Origin of the sequence: Amycolatopsis sp. NPDC005232, assembly GCF_040607795.1 — a bacterium.
Lineage (GTDB): Bacteria > Actinomycetota > Actinomycetes > Mycobacteriales > Pseudonocardiaceae > Amycolatopsis.
This window is the reverse complement of sequence record NZ_JBEXHL010000017.1, coordinates 165,310-188,624: the sequence shown is the minus strand read 5'-3', so window position 1 is coordinate 188,624 and position 23,315 is coordinate 165,310. Positions and strand designations below refer to the sequence as shown.

At 69.1% G+C, this 23,315-nt stretch carries 24 protein-coding genes and 1 pseudogene; 12 read left to right on the top strand and 13 right to left on the bottom strand.

The features are described 5' to 3' along the window. Window positions 1–89 precede the first annotated feature (89 nt). The 8 genes from ABZU76_RS30155 (at window position 90) to ABZU76_RS30120 (ending at window position 6,262) form a co-directional block, all read left to right on the top strand. Complete coding sequence (locus ABZU76_RS30155; protein ID WP_354875350.1) at window positions 90–860, top strand: ESX secretion-associated protein EspG; 771 nt, start codon at window positions 90–92, stop codon at window positions 858–860. A 40-nt stretch (window positions 861–900) separates the two neighbouring features. After that, complete coding sequence (locus ABZU76_RS30150; protein ID WP_354875348.1) at window positions 901–1,446, top strand: hypothetical protein; 546 nt, start codon at window positions 901–903, stop codon at window positions 1,444–1,446. A 92-nt stretch (window positions 1,447–1,538) separates the two neighbouring features. Beyond that, the gene (locus ABZU76_RS30145) at window positions 1,539–2,087 is read left to right on the top strand and encodes a hypothetical protein (RefSeq protein ID WP_354875346.1); all 549 of its coding nucleotides are present in this window, start codon (window positions 1,539–1,541) and stop codon (window positions 2,085–2,087) included. Window positions 2,088–2,188: 101 nt separating this feature from the next. Then, on the top strand, window positions 2,189–2,743 hold the full coding sequence (locus ABZU76_RS30140) for a hypothetical protein (protein WP_354875344.1): 555 nt from the start codon (window positions 2,189–2,191) through the stop codon (window positions 2,741–2,743). Between the two features lie 75 nt (window positions 2,744–2,818). Further along, window positions 2,819–3,325, top strand: coding sequence for a hypothetical protein (locus tag ABZU76_RS30135; protein WP_354875342.1), 507 nt, complete (start codon window positions 2,819–2,821; stop codon window positions 3,323–3,325). Continuing rightward, window positions 3,322–4,782: a hypothetical protein gene (locus tag ABZU76_RS30130; RefSeq protein ID WP_354875340.1), complete on the top strand. Its 1,461-nt coding sequence runs from the start codon at window positions 3,322–3,324 to the stop codon at window positions 4,780–4,782. Before ABZU76_RS30135 ends, ABZU76_RS30130 begins: the two co-directional genes overlap by 4 nt. Before the next feature lie 314 nt (window positions 4,783–5,096). Next, window positions 5,097–5,876, top strand: coding sequence for a PhzF family phenazine biosynthesis protein (locus ABZU76_RS30125; protein ID WP_354875338.1), 780 nt, complete (start codon window positions 5,097–5,099; stop codon window positions 5,874–5,876). After that, window positions 5,876–6,262, top strand: coding sequence for a YccF domain-containing protein (locus ABZU76_RS30120; RefSeq protein ID WP_354875336.1), 387 nt, complete (start codon window positions 5,876–5,878; stop codon window positions 6,260–6,262). Before ABZU76_RS30125 ends, ABZU76_RS30120 begins: the two co-directional genes overlap by 1 nt. Here the strand turns inward: ABZU76_RS30120 and ABZU76_RS30115 are convergent. From ABZU76_RS30115 to ABZU76_RS30090, 6 genes are all read right to left on the bottom strand, one after another. Further along, entirely contained in the window at window positions 6,246–7,040 is a 795-nt protein-coding gene (locus ABZU76_RS30115; RefSeq protein ID WP_354875334.1) for a metallophosphoesterase family protein, read from the bottom strand. The two genes, ABZU76_RS30120 and ABZU76_RS30115, sit on opposite strands and share 17 nt — an antisense overlap. A 37-nt stretch (window positions 7,041–7,077) precedes the next feature. Next, window positions 7,078–7,872: an HAD-IIA family hydrolase gene (locus ABZU76_RS30110; protein WP_354875332.1), complete on the bottom strand. Its 795-nt coding sequence runs from the start codon at window positions 7,870–7,872 to the stop codon at window positions 7,078–7,080. Window positions 7,873–7,977: 105 nt separating this feature from the next. Beyond that, window positions 7,978–9,054 (bottom strand): ABC transporter ATP-binding protein, encoded by a 1,077-nt coding sequence (locus ABZU76_RS30105; protein ID WP_354875330.1) that lies wholly within the window; start codon window positions 9,052–9,054, stop codon window positions 7,978–7,980. Beyond that, window positions 9,051–9,809, bottom strand: a complete 759-nt coding sequence (locus ABZU76_RS30100) for an ABC transporter permease (protein ID WP_354875395.1) — start codon at window positions 9,807–9,809, stop codon at window positions 9,051–9,053. Before ABZU76_RS30100 ends, ABZU76_RS30105 begins: the two co-directional genes overlap by 4 nt. Window positions 9,810–9,873: 64 nt before the next feature. Further along, on the bottom strand, window positions 9,874–10,680 hold the full coding sequence (gene modA / locus ABZU76_RS30095) for a molybdate ABC transporter substrate-binding protein (RefSeq protein WP_354875328.1): 807 nt from the start codon (window positions 10,678–10,680) through the stop codon (window positions 9,874–9,876). Further along, complete coding sequence (locus tag ABZU76_RS30090; RefSeq protein ID WP_354875326.1) at window positions 10,677–11,081, bottom strand: TOBE domain-containing protein; 405 nt, start codon at window positions 11,079–11,081, stop codon at window positions 10,677–10,679. The genes modA and ABZU76_RS30090 overlap by 4 nt, the downstream gene beginning before the upstream one ends. Before the next feature lie 428 nt (window positions 11,082–11,509). Here ABZU76_RS30090 and moaA point away from each other — a divergent pair, with 428 nt between their 5' ends. The 3 genes from moaA to ABZU76_RS30075 all read left to right on the top strand — a co-directional run bounded on the left by moaA (window position 11,510) and on the right by ABZU76_RS30075 (window position 14,176). Then, on the top strand, window positions 11,510–12,583 hold the full coding sequence (moaA, locus tag ABZU76_RS30085) for a GTP 3',8-cyclase MoaA (RefSeq protein WP_354875324.1): 1,074 nt from the start codon (window positions 11,510–11,512) through the stop codon (window positions 12,581–12,583). Between the two features lie 25 nt (window positions 12,584–12,608). Continuing rightward, entirely contained in the window at window positions 12,609–12,860 is a 252-nt protein-coding gene (locus tag ABZU76_RS30080; protein WP_220244621.1) for a MoaD/ThiS family protein, read from the top strand. A 668-nt stretch (window positions 12,861–13,528) separates the two neighbouring features. Further along, a complete protein-coding gene (locus tag ABZU76_RS30075) occupies window positions 13,529–14,176 on the top strand; it encodes a transglycosylase family protein (protein WP_354875322.1) in 648 nt (215 codons plus the stop codon). A gap of 143 nt (window positions 14,177–14,319) precedes the next feature. Here ABZU76_RS30075 and ABZU76_RS30070 read toward each other — a convergent pair whose 3' ends face one another. From ABZU76_RS30070 to ABZU76_RS30055, 4 genes are all read right to left on the bottom strand, one after another. Next, the gene (locus ABZU76_RS30070; protein ID WP_354875320.1) at window positions 14,320–15,351 is read right to left on the bottom strand and encodes a molybdenum cofactor biosynthesis protein MoaE; all 1,032 of its coding nucleotides are present in this window, start codon (window positions 15,349–15,351) and stop codon (window positions 14,320–14,322) included. Continuing rightward, window positions 15,348–15,821, bottom strand: a complete 474-nt coding sequence (gene moaC / locus ABZU76_RS30065) for a cyclic pyranopterin monophosphate synthase MoaC (RefSeq protein ID WP_220244624.1) — start codon at window positions 15,819–15,821, stop codon at window positions 15,348–15,350. Before moaC ends, ABZU76_RS30070 begins: the two co-directional genes overlap by 4 nt. Before the next feature lie 89 nt (window positions 15,822–15,910). Continuing rightward, the gene (locus tag ABZU76_RS30060) at window positions 15,911–17,308 is read right to left on the bottom strand and encodes an NAD-dependent malic enzyme (RefSeq protein ID WP_354875318.1); all 1,398 of its coding nucleotides are present in this window, start codon (window positions 17,306–17,308) and stop codon (window positions 15,911–15,913) included. A 125-nt stretch (window positions 17,309–17,433) separates the two neighbouring features. Further along, window positions 17,434–17,616 carry a hypothetical protein gene (locus ABZU76_RS30055; protein ID WP_354875316.1) on the bottom strand — a complete coding sequence of 61 codons (183 nt, stop codon included), beginning with the start codon at window positions 17,614–17,616 and terminating at the stop codon, window positions 17,434–17,436. A gap of 92 nt (window positions 17,617–17,708) precedes the next feature. On the opposite strand from ABZU76_RS30055, the gene ABZU76_RS30050 reads away from it, so the two are divergent. Then, entirely contained in the window at window positions 17,709–19,949 is a 2,241-nt protein-coding gene (locus tag ABZU76_RS30050; protein WP_354875314.1) for a helicase-associated domain-containing protein, read from the top strand. A 30-nt stretch (window positions 19,950–19,979) separates the two neighbouring features. Here the strand turns inward: ABZU76_RS30050 and ABZU76_RS30045 are convergent, their stop codons facing one another. From ABZU76_RS30045 to ABZU76_RS30035, 3 genes and pseudogenes are all read right to left on the bottom strand, one after another. Beyond that, the gene (locus ABZU76_RS30045) at window positions 19,980–20,924 is read right to left on the bottom strand and encodes a 5,10-methylenetetrahydrofolate reductase (RefSeq protein WP_354875312.1); all 945 of its coding nucleotides are present in this window, start codon (window positions 20,922–20,924) and stop codon (window positions 19,980–19,982) included. 43 nt (window positions 20,925–20,967) lie between these two features. Then, window positions 20,968–21,300 (bottom strand): annotated as a pseudogene (locus ABZU76_RS30040) (DUF742 domain-containing protein); the annotation flags it as partial. A gap of 1,272 nt (window positions 21,301–22,572) precedes the next feature. Then, window positions 22,573–22,992, bottom strand: a complete 420-nt coding sequence (locus ABZU76_RS30035; RefSeq protein ID WP_354875310.1) for a roadblock/LC7 domain-containing protein — start codon at window positions 22,990–22,992, stop codon at window positions 22,573–22,575. Between the last annotated feature and the right edge of the window lie 323 nt (window positions 22,993–23,315).

Here is a 23,315-nt window from a genome sequence, read left to right as displayed (position 1 = left end):
AACCCTGCGGTTCGACGACCACCCGGCCGGGCACCCACCTTCCGCTACGCTCGGTGCGGGTTCGTTTCACGAGGGGTTGGGGTTGGGCCGTGCCGGAGGAGTTCTCCCTGAGCTGGACCGAAGTCGACGTCGCCGTCCGCCGCAGCGGCCTGCCGGCTTCGTGGCACCCCTTTGAAATCCGCAGCCCTGGGCTGACTCTTTCCGACCACGCGCGCCTGTCGGATGAGGCTTGGGACGCGCTGCGTTCTCGGGGGTTGGCTGTCTCCGACAAGCTGGACCATGACGTTCTGGCCACCTTGCAGGCTTGGACGCGCCCTGAGGTGCTGATCATCGTGCGTGCCGCGGAGCTTCCTTCGGGGACGGTGCTGTACCGGGCTTGTGTGGGTGAGGGGCTGGGGGTGTTCTCGTCCTCTGAGGCCGACGGGATCCGGTTCTTGCAGACCCGGCCAGATCGGCTGGTGGAGACGGTGTTGAGCATGTTCCCGGCTTACCCGGCGCTGCCGGTCGCTCCTGTTTCTCTTACGCAGGCGCCGGCTCGGCATTGGTCTGCCTCGCCGGATGATTCGGACTTTTCGGACCGTGATTTCACCTCGGCTCCGTCTCGCCGCGATCGGGACGCTCTGGGCTCTTACTCCCAGTGGCCCTTGCATCGGCACGGGACGGTGGAACTGTCCCTGCGCCCCCGCCACGGCGTCCTGCGCCCGGTGTCGACGGCCACCTTCGTGGACACGGATGGGGGCCGGTACGTCACCTTCTCGGAACCTCTCCGTGACGGCGGCTCCCGACTGCGATTCATGCCATCGGATGGCTCTCACCTGCGGAGATGGCTGTTCGAGGCCATCGAGGAAGGGATTCGGTAGGTCGCCTGCGATGTCGTGCGCTACCCGTAGTGTTCGCCGGGTGACCGGACCGATCCGTGGCTTCGTGACCTTCGTCGCCCTAACCTGTGCCCTGACCGCCTGCGACGGCTCGGTAGGAGGTAATCCCACTCCGGTGAGCCCGTCCGGGTCCACGCCGACCAGTGCGCCGAGTTCGCAGTCGGACACCCCCCTGGCCGGGATGAGCCCGTGCAAGACGCTGGACCAGGCACTCGCCGGGCAGGGATATTCACCCTCGACGCCGTCGATCGCCGATCCAGAACACGCCTGCGACGCCGACAAGCCAGGACAAGACAATCTCGGCCTGGTTCTGCAGGACGGACAGAGCTACGACGCGAACCTCTCGAATCCGTCAAAGGATCAAACTGGCCACGTTCGCGCTCGGCGGGCGATCCTCGAACTCGAGCCGACCGGACAAGAGGGCCTCTGCGCCGTCAGGATCGAAGTCAAGCCGAAGTCGCGTGCTCTCGTCTCAGCTTCACTCGCGCCCGGAACCACCGACGCGGCTTGTACCAGGGCCAGGGCTGTCGCCGAAGCGGTCGAACTTCTACTCCCCAAAACGAGCTGACGGCCCGAACATCCACCCTGATGATCCGGCTGCTCGAACGCATTCGGTCGCAGGCTCGCGCCCGATGATCACAAACTCGTAGTGTTCACCAGGTGACCGGACCGATCCGTGGCTTCGTGACCTTCGTCGTCCTCGCCGCACTCGCCTGCGCCCTGACCGCCTGCGACGGCTCCGTCGGCGCCACGCCGAACCCGGCGCCCTCGCAATCCGCGTCGCCCAGCACCTCCGCAGGTCAGACGGACACTCCACTCGCGGGGATCAGCGCGTGCACAACACTCGACAAGGCGTTGGGCGGGAAAGGGTTCCCGCCAGGGCAGCCATCAGCTGCTGCCCCTCAGCACGGATGCCTGTCGACAAAGCCCCAGTTCGGCAGCGCAGGCCTGGACCTACAAGACAGCCGGAACTACAAGGCCGCGGTCTACGACCCGAGCAAGACCAGTACAGGCCAAGTTGGCAACCGTGATGCAGTGCTCGAACGCGACCTACAGGGCGCGGAGGGATGGGCGGTGTACATCGAGGTCAGGCCGAATTCGCGAGCAACCCTCACGATGGCGATGTACCGATCCACCACCGACGACGCCTGCAAGCAGGTCCGCGCTCTCGCCGAAGCCGTCGACCCGCTGCTCCCTTCGAATGGCTGACAGCCCAAACATCCGCCCGAGCCGTCACGACGATCCTGACCTGTGATCGTGCTCGACCACAGGCTCGCGTCCGACGATCACCTACCCGTAGTGTTCACAAGGTGACCGGACCGATCCGTGGCTTCGTGACCTTCGTCGGCCTCGCCGCACTCGCCTGCGCCCTGACCGCCTGCGACGGCTCAGTAGGAGGCAACCCCGCCCCGGCTGGTCCGGCTGCGTCCGCATCGAGCAGTGCGCCGACCTCGCAGTCGGACACCCCGCTAGCGGGGATGAGCTCGTGCAAGACACTCGATCAGGCCCTCACCGGGCAAGGGTTCCCCCCGTCCACGCCTTCCATCGCCGATCCGGAGCACGCCTGCGACACCCAGAAGGAAGGGTTCGGCGTTTTCAGCCTGGGTCTGCAGGACGGGGAGGCCTATGACACGAGCATCGCCAACCCCGCGAAGGCCAGTGCCGGCAGCGTCCGCGCTCGACGAGCGATCCTCGAACGAGAGCCCACCCAGCAAACCGGCGTCTGCGCGGTCTCTATCGAGGTCAAGCCGGAATCACGAGCAACGATCGCCGTATCGTCCTCTAGGGGGACCACCGACGAAGCATGTACCAAGGCCAGGACCCTGGCCTCAGCGGTCGAACTGCTCCTGCCCAAGAACACGTGATGATCGCTGCCCGGATGTCATGAACGGCTGACAGCTCGTGTCCGCACATCTAGAGTGGGCACTGGAGCACACAGCGTGACCTGGGAGGGTACTGCAGCGATGGAGGATGCATCCAAATTTGAGGATCACCCGGTCCCCTCGACTACCGGTCAGGGTCAGGCGCCTTTCCCTGACTTGATGGTCAACCCGCTCGACACCGAAGGCGCACAACGTGTCAGCGAAAGTGCTGAGAAGTTCAAAGCGCTAGCCACCGGTGGTGGGTTCGCGATCAACGAAGCCGGGTTCGAGGCCTACAACAAAGTGTGCACCGAATTCCTCGCAGGCTACGACAAGATCAGTATCGATTTCTACCGGCTCATCACTCGAGCCAAGATGGGCTCGAGCGACTACGCGGGCCAGGTCGCCGACTACAACGTCAAAGTTGCCCACGGTGATGGGCAGGCGCTGATCCCCAACCTCGAGCTGCTCAAGGAAAGCATCAAGCAGGTCCAGGAAGCGCTGAAGATCGCGAAGGCCAACTACCGCGAGGCCGACAGCGAGCACGCCCAGACCTTCTCCGGTATCGGCAAGGCGGACTCATGAGCGAACGCGCCCAGCCCCGCGAGTACGAAGCCGACTACTACAGCCAGACTCACGCAGACCTCTCGAAAAACGCTGCGCCCGGGCGGTTCGGTGCCGAGGATCAGCAAAACATCCGCGACTCGGTCGATCAGCGCACCGGCCAGGCGGCGTCGAACTACTCGGTCACCCAGGGTGATCAACTGCTTGAGGGCCAAGCCACCCGCGGTGACGCCCCCGCCCCCAACGCGAACTACGCGGCGCACGATCACCAGCAGCTGTACGACATGGTGCACACGAACATGGACCCCGGCGAGCTCGACGCCCGCGGACGAGTCGCCAACGACCTCGGCAACTGGCTGGCCAACATATCCAACTCGATCAACGACGCGGCCAACAGCAGCCAGATCGAGTGGCAGGGCTCGGGCGCGTCGCAGGCGCACAACTTCTTCCAGAACACCGCGACCTACGCTTCGAACACCGCGAGCGCCGCGCAGCTGAGCTCCAACCGCTATTCGCAGCAGGCCGCAGCAGCCGGACACGCGCAGACGAACATGCCGGAGCCCGTCAAGTTCGACCAGCAGGCCGAGATGCAAAAGGCGACGCAGCAGTTGAGCGTCGCGGATCCCGCGGCCGCCGCGCAGACGATGAGCGACATCGCGGCCAAGCAGCGGCAGGCGGACGCCGCGCATCAGCAGGCCGTGCAGGTGATGCAGGGGCTGGACAACACGTACCACGAGACGTCCACGACCCAGCCCCAGTTCACGGCGCCGCCGCCGATCGGGGGCGGGGACGACAGCACCCACGCCAGCAGCGCCCAGCCCGGCGTCGGCCTCGGAGGGCACGCGGGTGCGTTGAGCAGTGGAGCCGGCAGCTTCGGTTCCGGTGGAGGTGCGCCGGGAGGCGGCGGCCCCGGTGGCGGGGCGGCGGGCTTCAACGGCAACGCGTTCACTCCCGGCGCGGGCTCCAGCACCGGTGCCGGGTCCTTCGGTGGGCCTGGCGGCGCTGGTGGCACTGGCTTCCGTCCGCCTGCGGGCGGCGGTGGCTTCGGACGGCTGTCCCCAGATGCATTGGCGTTCGGCGGGGGCGGGCCAAGCGGTGCCGGGGGCGCTGGTGAGGAAACCCTGCGTGGCGGACGGGCCGGCGGCGGGACCGGTCGGGCCGGTGGCGGGTTCGCCGGCAGCCGCGTGTCGGGCGGCGGTGCCACAGCGAAGCCCGGCGAAGGCGAGGGCGCCGGGTCCGGCAAGGGCGCCGGCGAGCGGCTCGAGCGCGGGGCGACCGCGGCGGCCAACGCGGGCAAAGCCGGGAAGGCCGGTGCAGGCGGAGCGGCCGGCGCCGCTGGGGCCGGCAAGAAGACGGAAGACGACAAGGAGCACAAGAACAAGCTCCCCAACCAGGAAGACCCCGACGAGGTGTTCGAGGTTCGCCCCGAACGCGGACCCGACGGGGAGAAGATCACACCGCCGGTCATCGGCGGTTGAGTAGAGGCTGACGGAGCGCGGCGCCACCGGTGGGTGGCGTCGCGTTGTGTTTCAGACAGTGTCGACGCCGGTGCGGCCGGGAGTGAACGTCGTGCGTCACGAAAGTGCTGAGCGCAATGGGACCTCGAAACGACGCCTCATCAACGCGCGAGAGCCGTGTCCTGGAGTCACGATGACGCCGGCACAACCGCAGTAACCAGCACTGCCAGCCCACCGCGAGCAGTGAGAGAACAGCCAGGTCGACAAACCGACACCACAAAATCCAGGGTAAATCCCTGACACCCCCACCCACCCCACCCCGGTACCGTCAAACCATGCGGTTCTACGTGGTCGATGCGTTCACCGGGCAAGCGTTCGCCGGGAATCCGGCCGGGGTGGTGGTCCTGGAGGGGGACGTGGACGCGGCCTGGATGCAGCAGGTCGCCAGCGAGATGAAGCACTCCGAGACAGCCTTCGTCCGGAAGAGCAGCACCACGACGAGCCTCCGGTGGTTCACGCCGGCCACCGAGGTGGACCTGTGCGGCCACGCGACCATCGCGGCGACCCAGGTCCTCGGCGGCACACAGACCTACGAGACCCGCAGCGGCATCCTCCAGTGCACCAAACGCGAGGACGGCTGGATCGAGATGGACTTCCCCGTCGATGAGCCGCGGGAGACGCAAGAGGACGTCAGCCACATCCTCGCCGACGAAGACGTGAAGCCGCTCTACGTCGGGCGGGCCAAGGAGAACCTGTTCGTGGAGCTCGAGACGCGGGAGCAGGTCGCCCGAGCCACACCGAACCTCTCGGAGCTCAAGAGCACCTGGACCGGACGCATGATCATCACCGCGAGCGGCGAAGGCGGCGAGACCGGCGACAACACAGATTTCGTCAGCCGGTTCTTCGGCCCCGGCGTCGGTGTCGACGAAGACCCCGTCACCGGATCCGCCCACTGCGCACTGGCGCCCTACTGGGCCAGGAAGCTGGGCAGAAAACAACTGCAAGGCCACCAGATCTCCCAGCGTGGCGGGATCGTGAAAACCGAACTCGACAACGACCGCGTCCGCATCAGTGGGCGGGCGGTCACCGTGGTGAGTGGGGAGCTGCACGTCTGATGCGCCTGCTGCTGAACATCATTTGGCTCGTGCTCTGCGGATTCTGGATGGCCGTGGGCTACGTCCTCGCGGGCATCGTGTGCTGCATCCTGATCATCACCATCCCATTCGGGCTGGCGTCGTTCCGGATCGCGAACTACGCGTTGTGGCCGTTCGGCCGGACGGTGGTCGACCGGCGCGACGCGGGTGTCGGGTCGGTGCTGGGCAACATCATCTGGTTCATCTTCGCCGGCCTGTGGCTGGCGATCGGCCACGTGGTCACCGGCATCGCGCTGTGCATCACGATCATCGGGATCCCGTTGGGGATCGCGAACTTCAAGCTGATCCCCGTGTCGCTCATGCCGCTGGGCAAGGAGATCGTGGACGTCCCTACGACTCAGGTGTGAAAGGCAAGGGCACGACGAGGCACGGACCGCCCACGAACAGGCCGCCGTCGATGCCCAGGACCTTGCCGCCGGCGTACAGGTAAGGCCCCTCGATCTGTGCCGGGTGGATGCCCAGCTGGTCGGCGATCACGCTGTGGCCGTGGACGATCCGCGAACCGCCCAGGGCTCCCATCAACGCGTCCGCGTTCTCCTCGCCGGCCGGGCCGCGGAAGGCGTAGCGCGTGGTCATCCGGCGCCAGACGTCCCACCACGCCTCGATGTCGCTGCCGGTCAGGATTTCCCCCACCGACGCGTTGATCGACGTGATGTCCGAGCCCCAGTCGAGGTACTCCAGCGTGTCCGAGTGCATCAGCAGGTGGTCATCGACCAGCGCCACCAACGGACGCGCCGAAAGCCACTCGATGTGTTCCGGCGTCAGGCGGTCCTGATCGGAGAGCAGGCCGCCGTTGATCTCCCAGCTGCGGGCGAAGCTGCGCGGCCCGAAGTCCGACGGCACCTGGCGGTCGCCGAAGTGGTACATCCCCAGGAGCAGGATCTCGTGGTTCCCCAGCAGCATCTGCACGGAGCCGCCCGCCTCCTGCGCCTGTTCCTGCAGCGAACGCACGAAGTCGATCACGCCGACGCCGTCGGGACCGCGGTCCACGAAGTCGCCGAGGAACCACAGCTGGTCTTCGGCGCCGCTCCACTTGCCGTCGCTGTCGACGAGCCCCTCGGCGCGCAGTGCGTCGGCCAGGGCGTCGCGGTGCCCGTGGACGTCGCCCACCACATACACGCTCATCGTTCGACGATAGGCCCTGCTCCGGCGCGCACGCCGGTCAGCCTTCGCCGAACGGGTCCAGGGTTCGCCCGATCAGGTCGGCGACCGAGTCGATCACCTTCGTCGGCCGGTACGGATAGCGTTCGGCCGACTCCGGAGTGGAAATCCCGGTGAGCACGAGCACCGTCTGCAGCCCCGCTTCGATACCCGCGTGGATGTCGGTGTCCATGCGGTCGCCGATCATCAGCGTCGACTCCGAGTGCGCGCCGAGGCGCCGCAACGCCGAGCGCATCATCAGCGGGTTCGGTTTGCCCACAAAGTACGGCGAACGCCCGGTGGCCTTCTCGATCAGCGCCGCGACGGACCCGGTGGCCGGCAGCGAGCCCTCCATCGTCGGGCCGGTCGCGTCCGGGTTGGTGGCGATGAACTTCGCGCCGCCGTCGATCAGGCGGATGGCGTTGGTGATGGAACTGAAGCTGTACGTGCGGGTCTCGCCCAGCACCACGTAGTCCGGATCGCGTTCGGTCAGCACGTAACCGACCTCGTGCAACGCGGTGGTCAGCCCGGCCTCGCCGATCACGAACGCCGTGCCGCCCGGACGTTGCGAGTCGAGGAACTGCGCCGTGGCCAGCGCGGAGGTCCAGATCGACTCCTCCGGGATGTCGAGCCCGGTGCGCAGCAGCCGCGCCCGCAGGTCGCGCGGGGTGTAGATGGAGTTGTTCGTGAGCACCAGGAAGCCGATGCCGTTGTCCCGCAGCTCGCCGAGGAACTCGTCCGCGCCCGGCACGAGGTGCTCCTCGCGAACCAGGACGCCGTCCATGTCGCTCAGGTACGTCCAGCGTCCTTCAGTCACCCTCGCCGTCCTCTGTTCTGCGGTACTTGATCGAAACAGGCGCACCGTACCACGACACCCCGCCACGATGCGCCCGCAGAGGATTTCCGTTGCGGCACAACGCAGTCAGGCTTGTGCGGGATGCACCGCCACCGTCGCGGCCTTCACCGACAGCGTCACGGACGAGCCCGGCTCCAGCTCCAGGTCGGCGACCGCCGCCGGCGTCAGGTCGGCGGTCAGGCCCTCGGCCCAGCCGCCGCCGGTCACGCGCAGCCGGATCACGGGCCCGTGCGGTTCCAGGGCCGCGACCAGGGCCTCGGCGGTGTTGCGCGGGCTGCCGTGGTGCTCGCCGTCGTGCGGATACACGGCCACCGCGCTGGGCTCGAACACCGCGACCGCGGCCTCCCCCACCACGGCATCCGGCGAAAGCAGCCCCGACACCAGGTCTCCCGACTTCGTGCGCAGCCCCTCGGCCTCCGCGAGGCCCGCAACCAGGTTGAGCCCCGCGATCCGGGCCGTGAACGCCGTGCGCGGCGCGGCCAGCACCTCCCGCGTAGGCCCGCGTTCGACGATCCGCCCGCCCGACATCACGGCCACGTGGTCGGCCAGCGCGAGCGCGTCGAGCGGATCGTGCGTGACCAGCACCGTCGTCGGCCCGTCGCGCAGCACCCGCCGCAGCAGGCCGCGGATCGCGGGCGCCGCGTCCACGTCGAGAGCGGCGAACGGTTCATCGAGCAGCAGCAGCGACGGCGTCGAAGCCAGCGCCCGCGCGATCGCCACCCGCTGCTGCTGGCCGCCCGAGAGCTGGCCGGGCCGCCGGCGCGCGAACGCCGACGCGTCCACCTCCGCCAGCCACATCTGGGCCACCTCCCGGGACTTCACCCGGCCCGCACCGGCCGAACGCGGGGCGAAAGCGACATTGTCCAAAGCGGACAGATGCGGGAACAGCAACGCGTCCTGCGACAGCAATCCGACCCCCCGCGCGTGCGGCGGCAGGTTCACCTTGTCCCCCGCCAGCACGCGGCCGGACAACGTGATGTCGGCCGACGTCACGGGCACGAGCCCGGCCAAGCCACCGAGCACAGTGGACTTTCCCGAGCCGTTCGGGCCGAGCAGCGCCAGCACCGTTCCCTCGGGCACGGTGAACTCGACGTCGAGGGAGAACGTGCCGCGCGAGAGCGCGATCCGAGCCGAGAGCGTCACCGGAAACCACCTTCGAACGACCGCGGCCGCGCCACCGCGATGACCACGATCGCCACCACGATCAGCAGCAACGCGAGCGCCACCGCACTGTCGACGTCGACTTCGGCCTGCGTGTAGACCTCCAGCGGCAGCGTCCGCGTGACGCCTTCCAGGCTACCGGCGAACGTGATGGTCGCGCCGAACTCACCCAGCGCGCGGGCGAAGCTGAGCACCACACCGGAGCCGAGCGCCGGCAGCAGCAGCGGCAGCGTCACGCGGCGGAAGACCGTCCACGGCCGCGCGCCGAGCGTCGAAGCCACCTGCTCGTAACGGTCGCCGGAGCCGCGCAGCGCGCCTTCGAGGCTCACGACCAGGAACGGCATGGCCACGAACGTCTGCGCGATCACCACGGCCGCGGTCGTGAACGGGATCTGCTGGCCGGTCAACGCGTTGATCAGGATGCCGAGGAAACCCTTGCGTCCCAGCAGGTACAGCAACGCGAGGCCACCGACCACGGGCGGGAGCACCAGCGGCAGCAGCACGATCGAGCGCAGCAGCCGCGTGCCGCGCACGCGCGAACGAGCCAGCACGACGGCCAGCGGCACACCGAGGATCACGCACGCCACCGTCGAGAGCAGCGCCGTGATCACCGACAGCTTGAGCGCGGCCAGTGACGATGCGGAGATCAGGAGAGACGGGAATCGGGCGACGTCCGAGCGCACGAGCAGCCCGACGACGGGCAGCACCACGAGCGCGAGCGCCACCACGGCGGGGATCCAGAGAACAAGGGGAACCCGCGAATGCGGCGGCCGTTGCTCGACCGCCGCACCGCGTCGCCCCTTACTGGGCCGGGCCAAACCCGATCTTGGTCAGCTCGGCCTTGCCCTGCGCGCCGAGCACGAAGTCGTTGAACTCCTTGGCCAGAGCAGCCTGCGGAGCGTCCTTCACGACGGCGATCGGGTAGTTGTTGATCGCGCCGGAAGCCTCCGGGAAGTCCACCTTGTCGACCTTGTCCGCGGCCGAGGTCGCGTCGGTGACGTAGACCAGGCCCGCGTCGGCGTCACCCGACTGCACCTTCGCCAGCACCTGCTTGACGTCGGTCTCTTCGCTGGCCGGCTTCAGCGTGACGCCGGTGTTCGTCTCGACCTTCTTCGTCGCCGAGCCGCACGGCACCTGGGCCGCGCAGACGACGACGGTCAGGCCGGCCTTGTTCAGGTCGGCGAACGTCTTGATGCCCTTGGGGTTGCCCTTGGCCACGGCGATCGCCAGCTTGTTGGTGGCGAACACCGTCGGCTGGCCGTCGATGACCCCGCCCTGCGTGGCCTTGTCCATGTTGGCCTGGTCTGCCGAGGCGAACACGTCGGCCTTGGCCCCGTTGTCCAGTTTTTGCACGAGCGCCGACGAGCCCTCGTAGTCGAACTTGACGGTGACACCCGGGTGCGCCGCCTCGAACTCCTTGCCGAGCTCGTTGAACGACTCGGTGAGCGACGCGGCGGCGAACACCGTGAGCGTGCCCGTCGCGCTCGAGCCGGCCGGCGAGGGCACCGCCGGGCCGCCGGAGCCCGGACTGGTGCTGGCCTGGTCGTTCGCGCTGCACGCGCCGGCCAACAACGCGACCGCCGCTACGGCGATGGCGAGCTTCTTCATCTGTTTCCTTCCGGGGTCTCCACCACGACGGTGGTCGCCTTGACAACGGCCACCGCGAGCACACCTGGGCGCAACCCGAGCTCGCGGACGGCTTCTGAACTCATCAGTGACACCACTCGGTGCGCCCCGCACTGCAGCTCGACCTGGGCCATCACCTTGTCGGCGGTGACCTCGGTGACGAGCCCCACGAACCGGTTGCGGGCGGAACGACCGACTGCCGACGGGTCGTCGGGACCGGCGGCCTGCGCGCGGGCGAACCCCGCCAGCTGGGCACCGTCGACGACCTTCCGGCCGGCGGCGTCGTCCGTCGCGGTCAACTGACCGCCGCGGACCCAGCGCCGGACGGTGTCGTCACTGACGCCGAGGAGCCGGGCGGCCTCGGACAACCGAAATTGCGGCATGGCCGGAAGATTATCGCCGCAGTTGAGGAAAAGCTATGTGAAACGTGAATTGTCGAGCACTTCGTTGTGTGATGCTTCAAGTATTGCGTTCTGATAACGCTCGGGGTTTTGCCCGGACGGTCCGCGGCCCTCGCCCGCGACCGCTGATCGAGTCGGCCGATGACCCACGTCACAGCCGGTGTGGACAGTCGGGTCCGCGCCGCAATCCGTCCCGCTGCCAGGAGTTCTGCGCCCCGTCCTGCGAGGTCGGGGGCGGTGCGGTCGATTCCGGACAGTCGCGCCGGCGCCGGCGCGTGAGCGGCCCGGCCGGGCCTGTGAGCGGGCGGTCACGAGGAGGTCACCGACGGCTCGCGAGAGGCCGTTCATCGGCCGAGCCGGTGATAAGGACGAGTCGGCTTTTCCGGCGTTCACGAGTTAAGCTGTGCGTAATGACAGCAGTACATCTCGGGTTTCCTCGCGTCCCCGGTACACGAGGTTCGTCCAGCGCGCCCTCGGCGCCCCGCCCCGATCATCCGGGCCTGCTCGACCAGTTCGGCCGCGTGGCCACGGATCTGCGGGTTTCGCTCACGGACCGCTGCAATCTGCGCTGCACGTACTGCATGCCCGCCGAAGGCCTCGACTGGATGCCCGGCGAGCAGGTGCTCAGCGACGACGAGCTGGTGCGGCTGATGCGCATCGCCGTCGAGACGCTGGGCGTCACCGACATCCGCCTGACCGGCGGCGAGCCGCTGCTGCGCCCGGGCCTGGAGGACATCGTGGCGCGGATCACCGCGCTCGAGCCTCGGCCGAGGGTTTCCATGACCACCAACGGGATCGGGCTCGCGAAGCGGGCGAAGGGCCTCGCCGAGGCCGGCCTGGACCGGATCAACGTGTCGCTCGACACCGTGGACCGCGCCCTGTTCGAGCAGATCACCCGCCGCGACCGCCTCTCCCACGTGCTGGCGGGCCTCGCGGCCGCGCGCGACGCGGGGCTGGCGCCGGTGAAGGTCAACTCCGTACTGATGCGCGGGCTCAACGACCACGAGGCCGTGCCGCTGCTGCGGTTCTGCCTCGAAGAGGGCTACCACCTGCGGTTCATCGAGCAGATGCCGCTCGACGCGCAGCACGGCTGGAACCGCGGCGAGATGATCACGGCCGAAGAGATCCTGAGCATGCTGGGCGAGGAGTTCTCGCTGTCGCCGTTCCCGGCCGCCCGCGGCGGCGCGCCGGCCGAGCGGTGGCTGGTCGACGGCGGACCCGGCGACGTGGGTGTGATCGCGTCGGTGACCAGGCCGTTCTGCTCCGCCTGCGAGCGCACCCGGCTCACGGCCGACGGCGCGGTGCGCTCCTGTCTCTTCTCCAACGACGAGACGGACCTGCGCGCCCTCGTGCGCGCGGGCGCGCGCGATGAAGAGGTGGCGGACGCGTGGCGGGCCACGATGTGGGGCAAGCTCGCCGGCCACGAGATCAACGAAGCCGGGTTCGCGCAGCCGATCCGGCCCATGAGTGCGATCGGCGGATGACATGTCACCCCAGTCTCTGGAACCGATGACCGTGCTGGTCCGCTACTTCGCCTCCGCCCGCGCGGCGGCGGGAGTGGAAGAGGAGAAGCTGAAGCTTCCCGAGGGCTCGACCGTCGCGGACGCCGTCCGCCTGGTGCGCGAACTGCATCCGGGACCGCTGCCGCGCATCCTCGACGCGGCGAGCTTCCTGTTGAACGAGGTTGCCGTCCGTAATCAGAATCGCGCCCTCAGTGACGGAGCGCAACTCGACGTGCTCCCGCCCTTCGCCGGCGGCTGACCCTCGCGAGACCCCGTCAGACCCGGCCCAGTGGCTCACTGGGCCCTCGAACCCTCCTGTCCGGCCATTTGGTCCGGACCACGCCGAGCGGCGCTCAAGGCGCCTTGAGCGGCCATTTTTGTCAATACCTACTCTCCGGAGTAGTTCGCTCACGGCGTATTCCCGGACACCCACAGAACCACTCGACGTGCACTGGCAGACTTCGCACTGGGTGGTTTAAGGTGCCCAACTCAAAGGCCGCGCGAATGGACCGTTGACGCCTTATCGACGTGATCCAAGCCTCACGATCTGTGAAATATCTCGGGCAGAAAACGGGCAGATAACGGCCCACTGACCTGCGCAAACATGCCGATCGCGAGAGGTTGCGTGCTGTTACTGTGACGTAGGTCACATGCCGAATGATTTCCGATCACGGCTCTCATTACGTACCGTCGCTTTTCGGTTGGCCCCGACCAACCGAGCAAGACCGGGAATCCGTAGTGCCTAGCCCTGTCCAGCGGATCCCCGGACCCATACCCCGAGCGAAAGCATTTCCGGACAGGGACGAGGGGACGAAGACCGCGCGTCGTGCGCAGTCCGCGTCTGCCGCCCGGCAACGGGCGGACGGGCTCCCAACCCGGCCCTCAGCCTTCGGGCTCGTAGGCGCAGGAAAACCGAGAAGTATTCTCATGTCTTACCGAGGCAAGCACCGCAAGATGTCCGCCGCCACCCGCACCATCGCCCGCGTCGCTGTCGCGGGTATCGCGGTCGGCGCGCCCATCGCGATCGCCGCGACCCCCGCGTCGGCGACCAACTGGGACGCTGTCGCGCAGTGTGAGAGCAGCGGCAACTGGAACACCAACACCGGCAACGGCTACTACGGCGGCCTGCAGTTCACGCAGAGCACCTGGAAGGCCTACGGCGGCACCGGCAGCGCGTCGAGCGCTTCCCGTGAGCAGCAGATCGCCGTGGCCGAACGCGTTCTCGCGGGTCAGGGCGGCGGCGCGTGGCCGAACTGCTACGGCAAGGGTGCCGGCGGCTCGACCGCCGCGCACAAGTCGACGAAGTCGACCAAGTCGACCTCGAAGTCGACCACCAAGAAGGCGACCCCGAAGAAGAGCACGAGCGCCCCCAAGAAGGTCGCCAGCACTCCGGCCACCGGCGTGCCGAGCTCGAACCCGAACGGTGACTACACCGTCGTGTCCGGCGACAGCCTGTCGAAGATCGCCAAGCAGCTCAACGTTCAGGGTGGCTTCCAGAAGCTGCAGAACCTGAACAAGTCCTACATCCCGAACCCCGACCTGATCCTGGTCGGTCAGAAGATCGCCACCAAGTGACTCCTGACCTCCTCGTGAGGTCGTGAAGTCCTTCAGGGCGCAGCGTTCGGTTGGCTGTGATCCGACGAAAGGGCCCCACCGCGAATTTCCCCCGGCGGTGGGGCCCTTCGTGGGGTCTGACGAACGGCCACGGCCGCGGCGAATCAGGGTGAGTTGACCCATTCGTCGGAGCCGTCGGTGAAGTGCTGGTGCTTCCAGATCGGGAGCCGGGCCTTCACCTCGTCGACGAGCTCCGCGCAGGCCGAGAAGGCCTGGCCGCGGTGTTCGGCGGCGACAGCGCACGCCAGCGCCACGTCGCCGATGGCGAGCGGGCCGACGCGGTGGCTCACGGCCACGGCGCGGACACCCGTCCAGCCCGTGGCGAGCTCGGTGACGACCTGGGCGAGCACCTCGCCCGCGGTGGGGTGGCCTTCGTAGATGAGGTCGAGCACGCCCTTGCCGCCGTCGTGGTCGCGTACGACCCCGCCGAAGGTGACAACGGCACCGGCCGCGTCGTCCTCCACGAGGCGGGCGTGGTCCTCGACGGACAACGGCTGGTCGCTGACCTCCGCACGGAGGATGCGAACCGCAGGTGTGCTCGGGGTCTTGGCTTCGAGCGGATCCGCCGGCAGCGAGTCCGCGGCGAGTGCGTCGGCGACGGAAGCCGAGTTCTCCGTGGACTCAGCGGCTTGTTCGGCCTTGGCCAGCTCTTCTGAAGCAGGTCGTGGGTGGTCGCCGCCGGCGAGCTGGTCCACGGCGTGGTCGAGGATCCCCTCCAGCACGCCCAACCCGTCCTTCACGCCGCCGCGCGAGCCGGGCAGGTTGACGACGAGCGTGCGGCCCGCGACACCCGCGAGGCCGCGCGACAACACAGCCGTCGGCACGTGCGGCAGGCCCGCGGAGCGAATCGCGTCCGCGACGCCCGGAAGCTCGTAGTCCAGCACTTCGCGCGTGACGTCCGGAGTGCGATCCGTCGGCGAAATGCCCGTGCCGCCTGTGGTCAGGACCACCGCGACGCCCTCGGAAACCGCCGCGCGCAAGGCGATCCCCACCGGTTCGCCGTCCTCGACGACCACCGGGACGGGCACCGCGTAACCGCGCGCCGCGAGCCACTCCACGAGCACCGGCCCGGTTTTGTCCTCGTAGACGCCCTTCGCGGCGCGGTTGGACGCCACGATCACCCGTGCCTCGCTCATGACTGCCGCTCCCACGTGCCGGTCTTGCCGCCGTCCTTGCGAATCAGCCGGACGTTGTCGAGCGTCGCGGCCGGATCCACGGCCTTGATCATGTCGTGCAGCGTGAGCCCCGCGACCGCGACGGCCGTGAGGGCCTCCATCTCGACGCCGGTGACGTCGGTGGTCTTCGCCGTCGCGCTGATGTGGACGGCGCTCCCGTCCAGTTCGAACTCCACCTTCACGCCGGACAACGCGATCTGGTGACACAACGGGATGAGTTCCGGCACGCGCTTGGCGCCCATGATGCCGGCGATCCGGGCCGTCGCCAAGGCGTCGCCCTTCGGTAACCCGTTGGCGGACAACAGATCCACCACTTCGGCGGTGGTGTGCACCGTGCCGCCGGCGAGCGCTGTGCGCGCGGTCGCCGTCTTTCCGGAGACGTCGACCATCCGCGCGGCGCCGGTTTCGTCGACGTGGCTGAGTTCACTCACCCCAGGAGGCTATGCCAGCGGTGTCCCGGCCGACAAAAAGGCCCCGTCACCGCGGTAAGCGATGACGGGGCCTCCAGGGCGTGAGGAACTCAGCCGGCCGCGGCCTCCGCGCGAACGGCCGCCTTCACGGCCTCCGCGACGGCCGGGGCCACCGCGTTGTCGAACACGCTCGGCACGATGAACGACGCGTTGAGCCGGCTCTGGTCCACCACGTCGGCGATCGCGTCGGCGGCTGCCAGCAGCATGTTGTCGTCGATGTTGTGCGCGGCGGCGTCGAGCAGGCCGCGGAAGACGCCGGGGAACGCCAGCACGTTGTTGATCTGGTTCGGGAAGTCGCTGCGGCCGGTGGCGACCACGGCGGCGTGCTGCTGCGCCTCGAGCGGGTCGATCTCCGGGTCCGGGTTGGCCAGCGCGAAGACCACGGCGTCCTTGTTCATCGTCGCCACCTGCTCGGCGCCGAAGAGGTTCGGGGCGGAGACGCCGATGAAGACGTCGGCGCCGACCAGGGCCTTGTGCAGCGTGCCGGCCTGCTTGTCGCGGTTGGTGTGATTCGCGATCCAGGTGAGGTTGTCGTCGAGGTTGCCGCGGTCCGGGTGGACGATGCCGTCGATGTCGGCGGCCACGATGTCACCCGGGTTCTTTTGCAGCAGCAGCCGGATGATCGCCGAGCCGGCCGCACCGACGCCGCTGACCACGATCTTGCAGTCCTCGATCTCCTTGCCGACCACGCGCAGCGCGTTGCGCAAGGCCGCGACGACCACGATCGCCGTGCCGTGCTGGTCGTCGTGGAACACCGGGATGTCGAGCTGCTCACGCAGGCGCGCTTCGATCTCGAAGCAGCGCGGCGCGGCGATGTCCTCGAGGTTGATGCCCGCGTAGACCGGCGCGATCGCCTTGACGATCTTGATGATCTCCTCGGTGTCCTGAGTGTCCAGGCACACCGGCCACGCGTCGACGCCCGCGAACTTCTTGAACAGCGCGGCCTTGCCCTCCATCACGGGCAGCGCGGCGGCCGGGCCGATGTTGCCGAGGCCGAGCACGGCCGAGCCGTCCGTGACCACGGCCACGGTGTTGCGCTTGATGGTCAGGCGGCGCGCGTCCTCGGGGTTCGCGGCGATCGCCTGGCACACGCGGGCGACACCCGGCGTGTACGCGCGGGAGAGGTCGTCACGGTTGCGGAGCGCGACCTTGGGCGTGACCTCGATCTTGCCGCCGAGGTGGATCAGGAACGTCCGGTCGGAGACCTTGCGGACCTTCACGCCCGGCAGCGAGTCGAGCGCCTGGGTGATGTCCTGCGCGTGGTTCTCCGACAGCGCGTTGGCACTGATGTCGACCACGATCGTGTCGGCGTGCGACTCGACGACGTCGAACGCCGTGAGCACCCCGCCGACACGGCCGACGGCGGTGGTGAGGTCACCGGCGGCCGTGGAGGAAGCCGGGGCCTCGACCCGGACGGTGATCGAATACCCGGGACCGGGAACCGGCATGGCACTAACTCCCCGCTGGGAAACCTGTGGCTAGGACACCCGAACACTAGCCCCGTGACCGCCGCCACCCGACCCCAACCGGGTGACCGACCAGTAACTACGGTCGTTTGCCCAGAAGTGGGGAATCAGCGGTTGATTTCCGTCTCCGGGTGCACGTAGGGCACCGAGTCGAGCGGGAAGGTCAGGTCGCCGAACGGCGACAGCGCGCCCTGACGGTCAGACGCGAGCTCCGACACGGGGTGCTCACCGTCTTCCGCCGGCCACGTGGGGTCGACGCCCTTCTTCTTGCCGTTCTCGCCCTTCGCCACAACGCCCTCCATTGACCTGGTGCCGTCGGTTCGCCCACAGTCTGCCCGAACACCCCCTGCGCCCGCGCACCCGCCCGGTATCCTGGACGTCTATGCCCGCGACCTCTCTGGCGGACTGGCTGCGTGCGGAGTCCGACGAAGCACTGGCCGACCTGCTGCGCACCCGTCGCGATCTGTCGACCCCGCCGCCTTCGGACACCACGGTGCTGGCCACGCGCGCCGGCACACCGGGCTCCGTCGCGCGCGCTTGCGAGGACCTCGACACGTTCACGTTGGCGGTGCTCGACGGCCTGCTCGTGGCGGGAGCGGACACCGCGCCGGTTTCGCTGACTTCTGTCGCGACACTGGTGGGAACAGACATTTCGGGCCCGCTGGCGCGGTTGCGTGCGCGGGCGCTGGTGTGGGGCGCGGACGACGAGCTGCGGGCGCCCCCGGCGGCGCGTGACGCGCTGGGGCCGTTCCCGGCGGGCCTCGGGGCGCCGTCGCCGGCGTTGGCGGCTTCCGACTTGGCGGCGCGGCTGGCGGAGGTCGGCGAGGACGAGCGCAAGGTGCTCACGGCGCTGGCCGCGGGCCCGCCGATCGGGCGCACGCGTGACGCGAGCTTCGACGTCTCGCTGTCCGACGCGGCCACGCCCGTGCAGAAGCTGCTGGCGCGCTCGCTGTTGCTGCGCCGCGACGACCAGACGGTGGAACTACCGCGCGAACTGGGGCTGTTGCTGCGCGGCGGGGCGGCGTTCGAGGCGGCCACACTGGTCGAGCCGAAGCTGCCCGTCCATCCACATCAGACGGACACTGTGGACTCCACAGCGGCCGGCGAGGCGATGGAGTTGTTGCGGCAGATGGAGACACTGCTGCGTTCGTGGTCGGTCACACCGCCGCCCGTGCTCAAGTCCGGCGGGCTGGGCGTGCGGGAGTTGCGGAAGATGGCGAAGGACCTGGAGTCGGACGAGGCGCGCGCTTCTTTCGTCGCGGAGCTGGCCGTGGGCGCCGGCTTGGTGGCCGACAGCGAGGCGACGACGCCCGAGTGGGTGCCGACCACACTCACGGATTCGTGGCTCGCGTCGCCGACGGTGCAGCGCTGGATGACGCTCGCGCAGGCGTGGCTGGAGCTGCCGCGGCTGCCCGGGCTGGCCGGCGGGCGGGACGCGAAGGACAAGCCGATCGCGCCGTTGTCGGAGGATCTGCGTCGCCCGCTCGCGCCGGTTGCGCGCCGTCGGGCGCTGGTTGCTTTGGGGGATTTGGCACCTGGCTCCGGTGTGAAGAGCGTGGACGAGCTGGTGTCCGTGCTCGCGTGGCGCGCGCCGCGGCGGGGCGGACGGCTGCGGGACGAGACCGTGCGCTGGACGATGGCCGAGGCGTCGGCGCTGGGCCTGGTCGGCCTGGGCGCGCTGACCACCGCGACGCGGCTGCTGCTGGAGGACGACCGCCCCGGCGCCGTCGAGGCGATGCACGACGCGCTGCCCAAGCCCGTCGACCACGTACTGGTGCAGGCGGACCTCACGGTCGTCGCGCCGGGACCGCTCGAGCCCGAACTGGCGACCGCCATGGCCGCCGTCGCCGACATCGAGTCGGCCGGGCACGCGACGGTCTACCGCGTCACCGAGCCGACCGTGCGCCGCGCCCTCGACACCGGCCGTACCGCCGACGAACTGCACGCGCTGTTCCGCGCCAAGTCCGCCACCCCCGTGCCGCAGTCGCTCACGTACTTGATCGACGACGTCGCCCGCCGCCACGGCCGCCTCCGCGGCGGCGCCGCCGGGTCGTTCCTTCGTTGCGACGACGAGGCCTTGCTGGCCGAGGTGCTCGCCCACCCCGTCGCCGCGGAGTACGACCTGCGCATGATCGCGCCGACGGTCCTCATCAGCCCCGTGCCGCTCGGCGAAGTCCTGGAAGCCTTGCGCGGCGCGGGTTTCGCGCCCGCCGCCGAAGGCCCCGACGGCCGCGTCGTCGACATCCGCCCGTCCGGGCGCCGCCTCCCCGCGCGCGCCCGCGCGGCCCGCTCACGCCCCGGCGAGCAGGCCGTCCTCACCGACGACCAGACCACGCGCATCGTCGCCAACCTCCGCGCCGGCGACGCGGCCACCGCCCGCCGCCGCGGCTCCGCCGTCCGCGCACACTCCGGCGGCGGCGCCGACACCACCGCAACACTGGAACTGCTCTCCCGCGCAACCCTCGAACGCCGCGAAGTGTGGATCGGCTTCGTCGACTCCCGCGGCACGGCCAGCCAACGCGTCGTCCGCCCGGTCCGCGTCGGCGGCGGCGTGCTGGAGGGGACGGATCACGAGCGGTACCCGTTGCACCGGATCACTTCGGCCGCGTTGGTGGAGGAGTAGGTCCGCCGGAGGTTGTTGCGCCGCACTGCCTCACACGGATGGTCTGCCCCGTCCGAGCAGTCGGCTCAGCTCGCCGGCGAGGGCGACCGATGCCTCGATCTCGGCCTTGCGAATGGACACGCTTTCCACCAGGAAGCCGAAGGGCAGACCGAGTTTGCGGCAGAAGGCCGTCAGTTCGCGGGCGGTCGTCAGGCAGTGTTGGTAGGACTCGGCCAGTGTGTCGTCGGCGTGGCGCAGGGAGTTTTCCAGCCAGCGTGGGACGTGGACGCCAAGCCACTTGAGGAAGGCCAGCGTCTTCACCGAGCCGCACACCGAGAGTGTGAACACGACGGGCTTCGGTTCGAGGTGCTGCTCGCGGCAGGCGTAGTAGTAGTCGGAGACCATGCTCTTCGCCGCGTCGGAGCTGTAGATCACCTGCGAAATGAAGTACGCGCAGCCCGCCTGCTGCTTGGTGATCAGCCGCCGGTGCTCGTCGGGGCGTTCGGTGATGGCGACACCGCCGAGCAGCAGGTCCGGACGGGCGTCCCGGCGCAGCGCCTGAGCCTGGGACAGGCGGGTCCGCACCTCCTTGTCCTTCGAAGACGCGCCGACGAACACGGTGAGCACGCGATCAGTGTCGGCTGTCTGCATCCAGGTCCGCAGCTGTGCCTCGGTGTACTTGCCCACACAGCGGTAGACGACCGCCGGGCGATTCCACTCGCCGAGGTATTCCGCGTGGTACGCGGCGGGATCAAGGGTCGGCAGGTAGGGGAACGGCCGCTCCGCCGGGTTGCGGTCGCTCTCGTCGTCGATGTCGTACAGCGCCAGACCGTCGACCTCGAGGGAGTCCAACCGCGCCAACGTCGCCGCGGTGATCTCCCGGATCCGCTCGGGATCGGTGCTCAGACGGGGCGGCGTGATGCCGAACAGCAGGATCTCACTGCCGGCTTCGGTCACCAGCGTCCGGAGAGCGGCGCTGTCGCTGTGGTCCATCATGCGCGGAAGCTAGCAGCTTCATCCGTCGGACGGCGCTCCCCCGTCAGAGGTTGCGCAGGCCCTGCAGGACACGCTCCATGAAGTCGCGCGAGGAGCGGTCGCCCAGGACGAGTTCGGTTTGGTGGATGAGGACCAGGCCGATGTCGGCCATGTCGCCGACCAGGATTTTCACCACACCGAGGGGCAGGTGGAGGTGGGCGGCGATCTCGGCGACCGAGCGGGTGTCCAGGCAGAGGTCGCAGATGCGGCGGTGCTCGATGGAGCGCACGCCCCGGTAGCGGCGGCCGTCGTCGCTGGTGGAGACGAGGGCTTCGAGGGCGAGGTTGTGGTCGGAGCGGGTGCGGCCGCGGGTGCGGGCGTAGGGGCGGACGCGGGATTTGGCCGGTTTTGCCGCTGGGGGCGGGTCTTCGCGGGACCACGTCTGCTCGGACTCAGGTGAGTACGGCTCGGCCGCGTACTGATCCTGGTGTGCCGCAACGGGTTCAGGCGCGTACTGCTCAGCCTCGGACTGGTGCGCGGCAGGCTCGGGCGAGTACTGCGCAGCCGGGTACGACTCAGGCGAGTACGGCTCTGCCGGGTACGAATCATGCTGCGGCACAACGGGTTCGGGCGCGCGGCGGCGGCCGGTGGTGCGCTCCGGGGGTTCGGCGAGGCGGTGCTGGGCGTCGGCAGGCGGGAGGTAGCCGACGTCGGCCGGGGTGGGGCGGTAGGGCCGGTCGCGGTCGGCGGTGTCGACGGCGGCGCGGCGGCCGCGCTGGTCCGAGTGCGAAGGCGCGACGACGGCGTGGCGGCCGGTCGACTCGGAGGCGGGCGCTTCGAAGTAGCCCGAGGAATACTCGGTGGCCGGTGCCTGGTCGTACTCGGCGGGATACGACGCCGGTGCGACAGCACGGGTGTACTCCGTCGGATCGTCCGCGTCAGCAGCGGGCAGCTGGTGGTAGCCGGAGGGATACGGCTGAGCCTGCTGATACTCGTAGGCGTGAGGATCCGAAGCGGGAGCCTGCCGGTACCCCGACGCGTAAGCATCCGAAGCGGAAGTCCGGTGGTGCCCCGACGCGTATGCATCCGAGGCGGGAGTCTGCCGGTACCCCGACGCGTAGTCGTCAGCAGCCGGCGTCTGGTAATAACCCGAGGCGTACGCGGCATTCGAAGCAGGCGCCTGCTCGTAGCCCGCGGACGAGGGAACACGCTGGTACCCCGACGCATGAGCAGCATCCTGCTCATACCCGGCCCCACCCGCCGGCTCCTCCACCGCAGCCAAATGCCGCCGCTCCGGAGCCTGGTAATAAGCCGAGTCCTCCGGTACCTGACGGTCCTCGTGCGTCAAGTACGACTCGGCGTCGTAGTACCCCGAGGAAGTCCCGGTCTCCTCCCAGTACCCCGACTCCCCGTCCTCGACCCACTCGTACCCGTCATCGTCGTAGTACTCAGAAGACGAAGATGCCGGAGCTGTAGGAACAGGAGCAGGCGGACGAACAGGAGCAGGCGGCGGCACAGCGGAAGCAGCGGGCCGCCGGTGCGGCAGCATCGTCTTCAGCGTGCTCAGCTCGAAACGGCTCGGCGAGTCCACGCCTTCACGGTCGGTGCCCTTGTGCAGTGCGTCCCAAGCGCCCGTGTCCTGTTCGCCGAAGCCGGAGATCCTCATGTACTAACCACGCACCCCGCCCTGGAGCTGGGCGCGCAGTTCGGGCGTGAGCTGCTGGCCGACGCGCTCCACGAGCAGCGTCATCTCGTACGCGACCGTGCCGATGTCGCACGTGGGGGCGGCCAGCACGGCCAGCGACGACCCGTCGGACACCGACATCAGGAACAGGTACCCGAGCTCCATCTCGACCACGGTCTGGTTCACACCACCGGCCTCGAAACACCGTGCGGCACCCTGCGTGAGGCTCACGAGGCCCGACGCGACGGCCGAGAGCTGCTCGGCGCGCTCCTGCGGCAGACCTTCCGACGGCGCGAGCAGGAGACCGTCGGCCGACACCAGCACGGCGTGGGCGGCGCCGGGGACCCGGCGCACGAAGTCCGTGATCAGCCAGCCGAACTGGCCCTCCTGGCCGGAAGCGGTCACTGTCCCTCCAAACTGGTCGAACACCGCCGAACACCGCCATGATCGCCGGGCGGGCGTGAAGACGCCGTTCCAGCGTATTCACCCGCCCGACACTGTCGAGCCCGCGTCGGGCGAGCACCCGTGCACTGTGCGTACCCATACGCACGCGCATCGCGCGAACCCATCCAGGATCACGCATACGTGGGTCACTCGGTGGTGGCGCCGGCAACTGTGCGCAGCGGGGTGTCTGCGCAGGTCACCGGCCGTTCGGCTGCCCGTTCGGGCCTTGCCGGCCCCGACCGTACCGAAGAGCGGGCGGGGAGCCCTACCCCGGTCGGAGGCAC

What these genes read in the sequence shown, in the direction of transcription:
- ABZU76_RS30130 (WP_354875340.1), top strand. Translation starts at nt 3,322, where the DNA reads ATGAGCGAACGCGCCCAGCCCCGCGAGTACGAAGCCGACTACTACAGC.
- ABZU76_RS30125 (WP_354875338.1), top strand. Translation starts at nt 5,097, where the DNA reads ATGCGGTTCTACGTGGTCGATGCGTTCACCGGGCAAGCGTTCGCCGGG.
- ABZU76_RS30120 (WP_354875336.1), top strand. Translation starts at nt 5,876, where the DNA reads ATGCGCCTGCTGCTGAACATCATTTGGCTCGTGCTCTGCGGATTCTGG.
- ABZU76_RS30115 (WP_354875334.1), bottom strand. Translation starts at nt 7,040, where the DNA reads ATGAGCGTGTATGTGGTGGGCGACGTCCACGGGCACCGCGACGCCCTG.
- modA (WP_354875328.1), bottom strand. Translation starts at nt 10,680, where the DNA reads ATGAAGAAGCTCGCCATCGCCGTAGCGGCGGTCGCGTTGTTGGCCGGC.
- ABZU76_RS30090 (WP_354875326.1), bottom strand. Translation starts at nt 11,081, where the DNA reads ATGCCGCAATTTCGGTTGTCCGAGGCCGCCCGGCTCCTCGGCGTCAGT.
- moaA (WP_354875324.1), top strand. Translation starts at nt 11,510, where the DNA reads ATGACAGCAGTACATCTCGGGTTTCCTCGCGTCCCCGGTACACGAGGT.
- ABZU76_RS30080 (WP_220244621.1), top strand. Translation starts at nt 12,609, where the DNA reads ATGACCGTGCTGGTCCGCTACTTCGCCTCCGCCCGCGCGGCGGCGGGA.
- ABZU76_RS30075 (WP_354875322.1), top strand. Translation starts at nt 13,529, where the DNA reads ATGTCTTACCGAGGCAAGCACCGCAAGATGTCCGCCGCCACCCGCACC.
- ABZU76_RS30070 (WP_354875320.1), bottom strand. Translation starts at nt 15,351, where the DNA reads ATGAGCGAGGCACGGGTGATCGTGGCGTCCAACCGCGCCGCGAAGGGC.
- ABZU76_RS30060 (WP_354875318.1), bottom strand. Translation starts at nt 17,308, where the DNA reads ATGCCGGTTCCCGGTCCCGGGTATTCGATCACCGTCCGGGTCGAGGCC.
- ABZU76_RS30050 (WP_354875314.1), top strand. Translation starts at nt 17,709, where the DNA reads ATGCCCGCGACCTCTCTGGCGGACTGGCTGCGTGCGGAGTCCGACGAA.
- ABZU76_RS30045 (WP_354875312.1), bottom strand. Translation starts at nt 20,924, where the DNA reads ATGATGGACCACAGCGACAGCGCCGCTCTCCGGACGCTGGTGACCGAA.